General features: G+C 61.4%; 8 protein-coding genes and 1 pseudogene. 7 read left to right on the top strand and 2 right to left on the bottom strand.

What is annotated here, in order from left to right:
• The first annotated feature begins 161 nt into the window (after positions 1–161).
• The 3 genes from HYI44_RS06950 to HYI44_RS06940 all read left to right on the top strand — a co-directional run bounded on the left by HYI44_RS06950 (position 162) and on the right by HYI44_RS06940 (position 5,196).
• Positions 162–1,520, top strand: coding sequence for a TolC family outer membrane protein (locus tag HYI44_RS06950; protein ID WP_122837899.1), 1,359 nt, complete (start codon positions 162–164; stop codon positions 1,518–1,520).
• A 133-nt stretch (positions 1,521–1,653) separates the two neighbouring features.
• Positions 1,654–3,813 carry a type I secretion system permease/ATPase gene (locus HYI44_RS06945; RefSeq protein ID WP_122837898.1) on the top strand — a complete coding sequence of 720 codons (2,160 nt, stop codon included), beginning with the start codon at positions 1,654–1,656 and terminating at the stop codon, positions 3,811–3,813.
• Positions 3,814–3,822: 9 nt separating this feature from the next.
• Positions 3,823–5,196: an HlyD family type I secretion periplasmic adaptor subunit gene (locus tag HYI44_RS06940; protein ID WP_045058683.1), complete on the top strand. Its 1,374-nt coding sequence runs from the start codon at positions 3,823–3,825 to the stop codon at positions 5,194–5,196.
• Between the two features lie 129 nt (positions 5,197–5,325).
• Here the strand turns inward: HYI44_RS06940 and HYI44_RS06935 are convergent, their stop codons facing one another.
• Together HYI44_RS06935 and HYI44_RS06930 are read right to left on the bottom strand one after the other, a co-directional pair.
• Positions 5,326–5,922, bottom strand: coding sequence for a tRNA-uridine aminocarboxypropyltransferase (locus HYI44_RS06935; RefSeq protein WP_225569046.1), 597 nt, complete (start codon positions 5,920–5,922; stop codon positions 5,326–5,328).
• Positions 5,923–5,926: 4 nt separating this feature from the next.
• A complete protein-coding gene (locus tag HYI44_RS06930; protein ID WP_045058685.1) occupies positions 5,927–6,820 on the bottom strand; it encodes a LysR family transcriptional regulator in 894 nt (297 codons plus the stop codon).
• Between the two features lie 264 nt (positions 6,821–7,084).
• Here HYI44_RS06930 and speB point away from each other — a divergent pair, with 264 nt between their 5' ends.
• From speB to HYI44_RS06910, 4 genes and pseudogenes are all read left to right on the top strand, one after another.
• Positions 7,085–8,035 carry an agmatinase gene (gene speB / locus HYI44_RS06925; protein ID WP_045058686.1) on the top strand — a complete coding sequence of 317 codons (951 nt, stop codon included), beginning with the start codon at positions 7,085–7,087 and terminating at the stop codon, positions 8,033–8,035.
• Positions 8,036–8,044: 9 nt separating this feature from the next.
• Positions 8,045–8,467 carry a YybH family protein gene (locus HYI44_RS06920; RefSeq protein WP_122837894.1) on the top strand — a complete coding sequence of 141 codons (423 nt, stop codon included), beginning with the start codon at positions 8,045–8,047 and terminating at the stop codon, positions 8,465–8,467.
• 54 nt (positions 8,468–8,521) lie between these two features.
• Positions 8,522–10,042: a purine-cytosine permease family protein gene (locus tag HYI44_RS06915; RefSeq protein ID WP_225569045.1), complete on the top strand. Its 1,521-nt coding sequence runs from the start codon at positions 8,522–8,524 to the stop codon at positions 10,040–10,042.
• Positions 10,043–10,188: 146 nt separating this feature from the next.
• Positions 10,189–11,569 (top strand): annotated as a pseudogene (locus HYI44_RS06910) (sodium:solute symporter).
• Positions 11,570–11,973 lie beyond the last annotated feature (404 nt).

Genomic DNA, 11,973 nt, shown 5'->3' with positions numbered 1-11,973 from the left:
TCATAAGTTTTTTTTGGCATAAGACTTATGAGAAAAATTTCTTAGCTTTGCTCTAGAATGTTCTTAGCTCTGTTGTTACAAGCTTGAAACGGTTTTCACTATAAATGCCGTCAAATATTTGGCGACTGATAAGCATCATTAGGAATCAGGGAGATACACCCATGCGCGTTTTAACCCCCCTCTGCAGCGCGATTTTGCTGGCCATGGCCTGCACTTCACAGGCCCAGGCCATGTCCTTGACCGAGGCCATCCAAAGCACCATTGCAACTCACCCGGAACTTGCCTCACGCGTGGACGCGCGGCTGTCCGCGGACGAAGAAGTCAAAATCGCCAAAGGGGGCTTCTATCCATCTGTCGATCTGAACGCTGCTTACGGCCGCGGCTACAGCGATAACACCAGCACCCGCGCACAGGGCAATCACAACACGGAGATCCTGACTTACACCCAGTCGGAACTGCGCCTGCGGCAGATGCTGTTTGACGGTTTCAACACCGCCAACGAAGTCGAACGCACCAAGGGTGTGGTCAATTCCCGGGCCTATTACGCTCAGGGCACTGCCCAGGACCTGGCCCTGCGCACCATCGAGGTCTACCTCGAAGTGCTCAAGCGTCGCGAACTGGTGACCCTGGCCAAGAACAACCTGCAAGCTCACCTGCGCGTCAATGACCAGATCGGCCTGCGCACCGAGCGCGGCATCGGCAGCACAGCCGACGCCGACCAGTCCACCGCTCGTCGGGCACTGGCGCAAAACAACCTGGACACCGCCGAAGTCGACCTGGCTGACGCCGAATCGAATTTCTACGCCGTGGTGGGTCGCCTGCCGGATGAACTGGAAACCCTGCCTTCGACCCGCGGTGAGTTGCCCGCCACCCTGCAGGAAGCCCAGCAGAGCATGGTGGAGAACAACCCGTACCTGAAATCCGCCCAGGCAGACGTGCAGTCCGCCGAGAGCCAGTACGAAGTTGCCAAGTCGCCGTTCTTCCCACGCTTCGACGCTGAAGCGGCCGTGGGCGCGAACAACAACGTCCAGGGCGATGAAGGTCACGACAACGAGTGGCGGGTCGGTGTGGTGATGAACTACAACCTGTTCCGCGGCGGCAGCGACAAGGCCCGTCTGCAGTCCAACGCGCACCAGATCAACCAGGCCATGGACATCCGCAACAACGCCCTGCGCCAGCTCAACGAAAATATCCACCTGGCCTGGAACGCCATGCTCAACGCGAAGAAGCAGACGCCGACCGCGCGCGAGTACGCCGAAACGACCAAACGCGTACGTGCGGCCTACCAGGACCAGTTCGGCCTCGGCCAGCGCACCCTGCTGGACGTGCTCGACAGTGAAAACGAGCTCTACAACGCCAACCGTCGCTACACCGAAGTTCGCTACACCGAGGAATACTCGATGTACCGCATCCTCTCGAACATGGGCCTGTTGCTGAGCAAACAACGCGTGGTGCTGCCTGCCGATGCGATCGCCCAGACCGAAGTGAAGAACGAAGCCCGCTTGCCTGAACTGAGGTAAGTGCCGAGGCAGGAGCTGCCGCAGGCTCGGTCCTCTGATTTTTTCAGATCAGGAAATCGCAGGCTTCGCCCGCTCCTCCCCGTGCGGTATGTGTTGTGTTGATGTGGCAGCCCGTTCACCTGGAGCGATCAATTTGACCAGCATGGAAACCGGCAACACTGGTGTCGATCCGCGTCTTGGCTTCGACGACCCGCTTCTTGACGGGCTGTTGATCCTCTGCAAACTCCACGGCGCGACGGTCAGTCGCGCCAGCCTGAGTGCCGGGCTGCCCCTGAACAAACAACGCCTGAGCCTGGACCTGCTGCCCCGCGCAGCAGCCCGGGCCGGTTTGCAGGCGCGCGTGCTGCGCCGGGACCTGGCGGATATTTCTCCTCTCAACCTGCCAGTCATGCTGATACTCGGCAACGGCCGCACGGCCGTTCTGCGACGTCTGGGAGACGATGGCCGCCTGCTCATCCTGCCCAGCGAAGCCGACGGTGGCGAACAATGGGTCAGCCGTGAAGAGCTGACTGAAAATTACAGCGGCCAGGCATTGTTTGCCCGGCCACGCCATGAACTTGAAGACCTGCGCTCGCCCCTGGTTCCCCGGGTGGAAGCCTGGTTTCGCGACACACTGAAACTGTCCAAATGGCTGTACAGCGACGCCATCCTGGCGAGCTTCCTGATCAACCTCCTGGGCCTGATGGTCCCGCTGTTCGTCATGCAGACCTACGACCGGGTCGTGCCGAACCAGGCCACATCGACCCTGTGGGTGCTGTCCATCGGCTTGCTGATCGGCACCGGTTTTGAACTGGTGCTGCGCGTGGTGCGCGCGCACCTGCTGGACACCGCCGGGAAGAAAACCGACGTGATTCTCTCGGCTACCCTGTTCGAGCGCATCACTGGCATGTCGATGAAGGCACGGCCGGCCACCATCGGCGGGTTTGCCCAGAGCATCCATGACTTCCAGGGCCTGCGTGAATTTCTCACCGCCGTGACCCTCACCAGCCTGATCGACCTGCCATTCGCCGTGCTCATGCTGGTGGTGATCGGTCTGCTGGGCGGCTGGCTGGTGGTGATTCCGCTGCTGGCATTTCCGATCACCATCATCTTCGCGATGATCATCCAGGCACGCCTGCGCGACACCGTGCAAAAAAGCCTGACCCTGGGTGCGGAACGCCAGGCGCTGCTGATTGAAACCCTGGGCGGCCTGGAAACACTCAAGGCCTGCAGCGCCGAAAGCGAGCGCCAGCACAAATGGGAAACCACCCACGGCGCCCTGACCCGCCTCGACAGCCACGCCCGCAATCTCTCGGCCCTGGCCACCAACGGCACCCTGTTCATCCAGCAATTTTCCGGCATGGCGACCATCGTCGCCGGGGTCTACAGCATCATTGCCGGCAACCTCAGCGTTGGTGCGCTGGTGGCGACCTACATGCTCGGCAGCCGGGTGCTGGCACCGCTCGGGCAGATTGCCGGCCTGATCACGCGTTACCAGCAAGCGCAGTTGACCATGAAAAGCACCGATGCGCTGATGGGGCTGCCCCAGGAGCGCGACGCCCGGCAACGGCCGCTGGAGCGCACGCAACTGCAAGGCGCCCTCGACGTCAGTGGCGTGACCTTTCACTACAACGGCCAGAGTGCCCCGGCGCTGCACAACGTGAGTTTCAGCGTGAAACCTGGTGAGCGCATCGGCATTATCGGCCGCAGCGGCTCGGGCAAAAGCACCCTCGCCCGCCTGGTGATGGGTTTCTACACACCGGAAGAAGGCCAGTTGCTGCTCGACGGCCTGGACCTGCGGCAACTGGATGTCGCCGACTTGCGCCAGCAGATCGGCTACGTTGCCCATGACTTGCCGCTGCTGGCCGGCAGCCTGCGCGATAACCTGACGCTGGGCGCCCGCTATGTCAGTGACTCGCGGATGCTCGAAGTGGCGGAGCTCACCGGCGTCACCGAGCTCGCCCGTCAGCACCCGCAAGGCTTCGACCGACCGGTAGGTGAACGCGGCCAGTTGCTTTCCGGCGGCCAGCGCCAGGCCGTGCTGCTGGCCCGGGCCTTGTTGCTCGACCCACCGATCATGCTGCTCGACGAACCCACCAGTGCCATGGACAACAGCAGCGAAGACGTCCTGCGCCAGAAACTCCACGGCTGGGTCCAGGGCAAGACCCTGCTGCTGGTCACCCACCGAACCTCGATGCTCAGCCTGGTGGATCGGCTGGTGGTGCTGGACAACGGACGGATCGTCGCCGACGGTCCGAAAGAAGCGGTCATCGATGCACTGCGCAAGGGCCGCGTCGGCTCTGCTGCGGTCTAGGAGTTGCCCATGGCCCGATCATCATCCGACTCGCCCGATGCAAAGCCGCGCGGTTATTTCGGCAGTTTCAGGAAAAGCGCCGAGAGCGAGTTCATGCCGGAGACCGCCGGCGCGACCCTGCAGGATTCCCCGCGCTGGTCGCGGATCACCGTGTGGCTGGCGGCCGGGCTGATCGTCAGCGCCGTGGTCTGGGCAAAATTCGCCGTGCTCCAGGAAGTCACCATGGGCGAAGGCAAGGCGATTCCGTCGAGCAAGGTCCAGGTGATTCAAAACCTGGAAGGTGGCATCGTCACCGAGATTTTTGTCCGCGAGGGGCAGATGGTGAACAAGGGCGATACCTTGCTGCGCCTGGATGACACCCGTTTTCTATCGAACAAGGGTGAGAGCGAGGCCGACCGGTATGCCTTGACCGCCCAGGTAGAACGCTTGTCCGCAGAGGCCGAAGGGCGGCCCTTCAAGTTGTCGGCCGAGGTGATCGCCAAGGCGCCGCAAGTGGCCGAGGACGAGCGCTCGCTCTACGAGCAACGGCAGCGTCGACTGGCCAGTGAACAGCGCACGCTCAGCGAACAGCTGCGGCAAAAAACTCAGGAACTGGCGGAGTTTCGCTCGAAACAGGGGCAATTCAGTTCGAGCCTGGCCCTACTGCAGCAAGAGATGAACATGTCAGCACCGCTGGTCGGCACCGGTGCCGTGTCACCCGTGGAAATCCTGCGACTCAAGCGCAGCGCGGTGGAAATTCGCGGCTCGTTGAACGCCACGACCCTGGCCATTCCTCGGGCGGAATCGGCGATTGCTGAAATCAAGAGCAAGATTGACGAGTCCGAACAATCCTTCCGTTCGGACGCTGCCAAGGAGCTCAACGAGAAACGCACCGACCTGTCAAAAATCACCGCGTCGAGCATCGCCATCGACGACCGCGTCACCCGCACCACGGTGGTCTCGCCGGTTCACGGGATCATCAAGGTGCTGAAGGTCAACACCATAGGCGGTGTGGTCCAGCCCGGCAGCGACATGGTGGAAATCGTACCGCTGGAAGACAACCTGCTGATCGAGGCCAAGGTCCGTCCGCAGGACGTGGCGTTTCTGCATCCGGGGCAGCGGGCGATGGTCAAGTTCAGCGCCTATGACTACACCATCTATGGCGGCTTGAGCGCCAAGCTGGAGTTGATTGGCGCCGATACCATTACCGATGACAAGGGCAACAGCTTTTATCTGATCCAGGTGCGCACCGACAAGAACCACCTGGGTGGGGATGCGAAGCCGTTGCTGATCATCCCGGGGATGGTGGCGACGGTGGATATCATCACCGGTGAGAAGAGTGTGCTGGACTACCTGCTCAAGCCGGTGCTGAAGGCGCGGACCGAGGCGATGCGTGAGCGATAGGTCTGGTCTGGAGTGGTAGTAACAGCTCTACCGTCTTCGCGGGCAAGCCCGCTCTCACAGGGTAATGTGGACGCTGATGATCCCATGTGGGAGCGGGCTTGCCCGCAAAGAGGCCGGCACGAGCAACGCCTACTTCGGCCCATGATTACGCAAAAAAACCTCCTCCCCCATCGCCGCGATCTGCCCCTCGATCAACGCCTCGAACGGCTTCAGCAATGGCTCAAAGCAAATCGGCGCTTCCAGCACCTGCAACGCCTGCGCAATGGCCTCCACCGTCGATAAAGCCCCCGGCCCCGGCGCCTTGCGCAATCGATACCGCGACACTCCGCCCTGCGCCAGTGATACCCGTGGCAAGGTCGCCAGCAGCGGATTGAGGTGCAGCAGCTTGCGCGCCTTGCGCCAGGTACCGTCCGGCACCACCAGCAACAGCGGCTGATCACCTGCGCCATAGCCCTGCAGCGTCTGCGCATCCTCGCCCGGAAACAGCAGCCGCGCCTGGTACCCCGGTTGATTCAACAACGCCGGCAGATCCGCGAACACTTCGCCGACGATCAGCTCCGCATTGGTCAAGCCAAGCGCGGCCAAACGTGCGGTATTCAGCGCGTGGTTGACTTCACTCGGATGCTGCAGCACCAGCACCCGGGTGCGGCTGTCTAGGCTCGGGATCAATGGGCACAGGCAATGGGCTTCTGGGCGCTGGCAGCGCGGGCAATGGATTCTGGACATTATTTCAAGCCTGATTGAGTTGCGCTTTGAGCAGGTCGCGGAAGGTCTGAATCAGCGGTTCGCGGCTGCGGCCACGGCGCACGATCATGGAGAATGGCGCCTGATAACCAAAAGTCGCCGGCAGCAGCACCCGCAAATCGCCCTTATCGGCCCAGGCCTGGGCGTAGTGTTCGGGCAAGTAACCGATGTAGGCACCAGACAGCACCAGGATCAACTGCGCCTCCATGCTCTCCACCGTGGCAGCGCTGTGTTTGAAGCCGTGGCGCGCCAGTTCCGCCTGGCTCCAGTAGCCCCGACCGACCATGCGCTGCTGGGTAATGACCTGCTCGGGGATACGTCGTTCGGTGAACAGCGGGTGCCGGCTGCTGCAGTACAACCAGTGCTGCTCGCGGTACAGCGGCATGTAGACCAGGCCGCTCATGCGCGTGGAAAATGCACCGATGGCCAGGTCCAGGCGATTGTCCTGCACGCCGAGTTGCAGCTCGTAGGGGCTCATGACCGACAAGTGCAGATGCACGGCCGGGTGCTCCTGGCTGTAGGCACCAATGGCTTCGGCAAACGGCAGGGCCTTGTCGCTGACGGTGGAGTCGATGACCCCCAGGTTCAGCGTGCCGCGCAACTCGCCCTTGAGTGCGGCGGCATATTGCTCGAATCCTTCGAGCTCGGCCAGCAACCGCAAGGTTTCCTGGTGGAACAGCTCACCTTTGCTGGTCAGGCTGAAACCGCCACGCCCGCGATGGCAGAGCACCAGGCCGAGGGCGGCTTCGAGCTGGCTCATGTAGGTGCTGATGGCCGAAGTCGAAAGGTTGAGCTCCTGCTGGGCAGTGGCAAACCCCTGATGGCGAACCACGCTGACAAAAATGCGCAGCAGTTTCAGGTCGGGTAAAGCGTTGGCCATGGGGACTCCGGATTTGCAGCAGCTACCTGTAGGAGCTACCGCAGGCTGCGATCTTTTGACTTTCGGCGGTACAACGCCGCGAAGAATAAAGATCAAAAGATCGCAACCTGCGGCAGCTCCTGCCATCAGCCGTTAAGTTTACCGCCGCCATGTTCCATTAGTTTAGAAAAATCTGAACTAAGTATTTGTGCGTAGCGATTCTTCCCCGCCACTACATTTCGCAAAATCGGCGCCTAATACAAAAAAATGATGAGGCCTGAACCCGTGGACAAGATTCTTCACCAACCACTGGGCGGCAACGAAATGCCGCGCTTCGGCGGCATCGCCACCATGATGCGACTTCCCCATGTGCCGACCGCTGCCGGTCTGGACGCTGCCTTCGTTGGCGTGCCCCTGGACATCGGTACCTCCCTTCGCCCAGGCACCCGTTTTGGACCTCGGGAAATCCGCGCCGAATCGGTCATGATTCGCCCGTACAACATGGCGACCGGCGCTGCTCCGTTCGATTCGCTGTCGGTGGCCGACATCGGCGACGTGGCGATCAACACCTTCAACCTGCTGGATGCCGTACGGATCATCGAAGAATCCTACGACAACATCCTCGAACACGACGTGATCCCCCTGACCCTGGGCGGCGACCACACCATCACCCTGCCGATCCTGCGTGCCATCCATAAAAAGCACGGCAAAGTCGGCTTGGTGCACATCGACGCCCATGCCGATGTCAACGATCACATGTTCGGCGAAAAAATCGCCCACGGCACTACGTTCCGTCGCGCAGTCGAAGAAGGCCTGCTGGACCCGGACCGCGTAGTGCAAATCGGCCTGCGCGCCCAGGGCTACACCGCCGACGACTTCAACTGGAGCCGCAACCAGGGCTTTCGCGTCGTGCAGGCCGAAGAGTGCTGGCACAAATCTCTTGCGCCGCTGATGGCTGAAGTGCGCGAGAAAGTGGGTGGCGGCCCGGTGTACCTGAGTTTTGACATCGATGGCATCGATCCGGCCTGGGCGCCAGGCACCGGCACCCCTGAAATTGGCGGACTGACGACCATTCAGGCGATCGAGATCGTGCGCGGCTGCCAAGGCCTCGACCTGGTCGGCTGCGATCTGGTAGAAGTCTCGCCCGCTTATGACACCACCGGTAATACCTCGCTGCTGGCCGCCAACCTGCTGTACGAAATGCTCTGCGTGCTGCCTGGCGTGGTTCATCGCTGAGGACGGGTCATGAACGAACGCGATCAAGTATTGCAAGCCGCCGCCGATCTGGTGTCGGCCTTTGCCGGTAACGATCGCGAAGCCTATTTCGGCGCCTTCAGCGCCGATGCCAGCTTCGTCTTCTACACCCTCGAACAGCCCCTGCTGTCGCGCGATGCCTATCAGGCGTTGTGGGACAGCTGGCGCCGCGAGGATGGCTTCGAGGTGCTTTCGTGCACTTCAAGCAACGCTTTCGTCAGCCTGCAGGGTGACGTGGCGATTTTCATCCATGACGTGGCCACCGAGCTGCGCATGCAAGGGGAGCAACACTTCAGCCAGGAGCGCGAGACGATTGTTTTCAGAAAACACTCGTCTGGCCAAGAACAACAAGGCCATTGGCTGGCCTGCCACGAACATTTATCCGCGATGCCGGAAGGGCTGCCACCCCCTTAGCCAAACAGGTGACGCTCACACACGATGAGCGCGCCTTTATGATCGGAGCAGATCATGAATAACAACAACAACGAAAAAAGCCTTAGCAGCATCGAAACAAACGGGGTCGAACAGATCCCGGATCACGAACGCGATGCCCGTCCCGGCGATTTGTTTCGCCTGATCTTCGGCGGCGCCAACACTTTTGCGACCGCCGTGCTCGGCAGCTTTCCGGTGTTGTTTGGCCTGTCCTTCCAGGCGGGTGTATGGGCGATCGTGCTGGGCGTCGTGCTTGGCGCGCTGATCCTGGCACCCATGGGCCTGTTCGGACCGATCAACGGCACCAACAACGCGGTGTCTTCCGGTGCGCACTTCGGCGTGCACGGGCGGATCGTCGGTTCGTTCCTGTCGTTGCTGACTGCCATCGCCTTCTTCTCACTGTCGGTGTGGAGCTCGGGCGATGCGCTGATCGGTGGCGCCAAACGCCTGATCGGCCTGCCGGAAACCGACCTGAGCCTGGGCCTGGCCTACGGATTGTTCGCCATCCTGGTGCTGACCGTGTGCATCTACGGTTTCCGCTTCATGCTGTGGGTCAATCGAATCGCGGTATGGGCGGCCAGCGCGCTGTTCCTGCTCGGCATCTTCGCTTTTGCCCCGACCTTCGACAGCCAGTTCGCCGGCACCGTCGCCCTGGGCCAGGCCGGCTTCTGGGCCGCCTTTATCGGCGCAGCACTGGTGGCCATGAGCAACCCGATATCCTTCGGCGCGTTTCTCGGCGACTGGTCGCGGTACATCCCGCGCGAAACCCCGAAAGGCCGGATCATGTTTGCAGTGATCGCGGCACAGCTTGCCACCCTGATCCCGTTCCTGTTCGGTCTGGCCACTGCCACCATCGTGGCGATCAAGGCACCGGATTACATCGCGGCCAATAACTATGTGGGCGGTCTGCTGGCGGTCTCGCCTAGCTGGTTTTTCCTGCCGGTGTGCCTGATCGCGGTGATCGGCGGCATGTCCACGGGCACCACTTCCCTTTATGGCACCGGGCTGGACATGTCCAGTGTGTTTCCGCGAGTGCTGTCACGGGTCAAGGCCACGTTGCTGATCGGGGTGATGTCGATTGCCTTCATCTTCATCGGTCGCTTCGCCGCCAACCTGGTGCAAAGCGTATCGACCTTCGCCGTACTGATCATCACCTGCACCACGCCATGGATGGTGATCATGATTATCGGCCTGGTGGTGCGCCGTGGTTTCTACTGCCCGGATGACCTGCAGGTCTTCACCCGAGGTGAAAAAGGTGGTCGCTACTGGTTCACCCATGGCTGGAACTGGCGCGGCCTGGGGGCGTGGATCCCGAGTGCGCTGGTGGGTCTGTGCTTCGTCAACCTGCCCGGCCAATTCGTTGGACCGCTGGGCAACCTGGCCGACGGCATCGACATCAGCCTGCCGGTCACCCTGGGGCTGGCGTCGGTGGTGTACCTGGTCCTGCTGAGCCTGTTCCCGGAGCCCAAGTCGGTGTTTGGCCCGGATGATTTACGCAGCGAAGGCACAGCGCCGCTTGATGCAAGCCCTGTGGGAGCAAGGCTTGCCCGCGATTGAGGCGCCGCGATTTATAGCTGGACCGCGTCATCGTTCATCGCGGGCAAGCCTTGCTCCCACAGGGAATGAGTTGCCCGCGGGGACCGAGCAGCACCACAGAACCATTTTTGTTTCACCATAAAAAAGACAATCGGAGACACGCCATCATGGCTTTGGATTTATTCGTCGTTCTCATATACGCCGCCGCAATGCTGGTCCTTGGCTACTTCGGCATGCGCAAGGCCAAGACCAACGAAGACTACCTGGTAGCCGGTCGCAATCTCGGCCCGACCCTGTACATGGGCACCATGGCCGCGACCGTCCTGGGTGGTGCGTCCACCGTCGGCACCGTGCGCCTGGGCTATGTCCACGGTATTTCCGGGTTCTGGCTTTGCGCGGCACTGGGCTGCGGGATCGTGGCGCTGAACCTGTTCCTCGCCAAGCCGCTGCTCAAGCTGAAGATCTACACCGTTACCCAGGTGCTGGAAAAACGCTACAACCCGATGGCCCGCTCCGCGAGTGCGGCGATCATGCTGGCGTACGCGCTGATGATCGGCGTGACCTCGATCCTGGCAATCGGCACGGTCCTGCAAGTGCTGTTCGACCTGCCCTTCTGGATCTCGGTGCTGCTGGGCGGCGGTGTGGTGGTGGTCTATTCGGCGATCGGCGGCATGTGGTCCCTGACCCTGACTGACATCGTCCAGTTCGTGATCAAGACCGTCGGCCTGATGTTCATCCTGCTACCCATCTGCCTGTACCGCGTTGGCGGCTGGGATGAACTGGTGCTGAAACTGCCGGCGACCGCCTTCAGCTTCACCACCATCGGCTGGGACACCATCATCACCTACTTCATGATCTACTTCTTCGGGATCCTGATCGGCCAGGACATCTGGCAGCGTGTGTTCACCGTCAAGACCGCGAAGATTGCCCAGTACGCCGGTACTTTCGCGGGCTTTTACTGCATCCTCTACGGACTGGCCTGCGCCCTGATCGGCATGGCCGCCCACGTCTTGATCCCCGGACCTGGACAACGTCAACAACGCCTTCGCCGCCATCGTCAAACTGTCGTTGCCGGACGGCATCCGTGGCCTGGTCATCGCTGCCGCACTGGCCGCCATGATGTCCACCGCCAGCGCCGGCCTCCTCGCGGCGTCCACCACACTGACCGAAGACCTGCTGCCGAAGCTGCGTGGCGGCAAACAGTCGAGCCTGGGCATCAACCGGCTGTTTACCCTGCTGACCGGCATCGCCGTGCTGGGTATCGCCCTGGTGGTGAACGACGTGATCAGCGCACTGACCCTGGCCTACAACCTGCTGGTGGGTGGCATGCTGATCCCGCTGATGGGGGCCATTTTCTGGAAACGCGCAACCACCGCCGGCGCCATTGCCAGCATGGGCCTGGGCTTTGCCACTGCCCTGCTGTTCATGTTCAAGGATGGCCTGGATGCCAACACGCCGATCTACTACAGCCTGGCTGTCGGCCTGGTGAGCTTTGTGGTGGTGAGCCTGGTGTCTCGTCGCCCTTCGACGGTGGCGAGCGCGATCTGATAGCGCACAAATGACTTAATGTTTTCTTCGACGGGTGTGGCGTCGGTTGCCACACCCGTTTTTTTTCGCCCGCCGAAAAGATCATGGTAAGAACAGCCACAGCGCGGCTTCGGTAGCGGCCTGCTGTACTGGGAGAGTAGAACTGGGATGAACCGCGTTTACTGGCGGGAAACTGGATGCTCAGAAACGCAAAAACGGCCAATGATCTGAGCCGTTTTGATTGGGATGGGGAGACATCACGTTACTTGGCAGAGGGTTGCCGGAGCCAGGATTGCGAGTGCTCTGCTGCCAGTGGGAAACCTGAGGGAGTCCGCGGGAGCAAAGCTTGCTCGCGATGGATCGAGCGGCGCATGCAGCCTGCCAGCCTGCCCGTGTGATCATTCGCGACCATCGCGAGCAAGCGA

The organism is Pseudomonas sp. Y24-6 (genome assembly GCF_020295325.1).
In the GTDB taxonomy this organism is placed as follows: Bacteria; Pseudomonadota; Gammaproteobacteria; order Pseudomonadales; family Pseudomonadaceae; genus Aquipseudomonas; species Aquipseudomonas gregormendelii.
The sequence above is the reverse complement of the archived record's forward strand: the minus strand, read 5'-3'. Positions and strand labels throughout refer to the sequence as shown.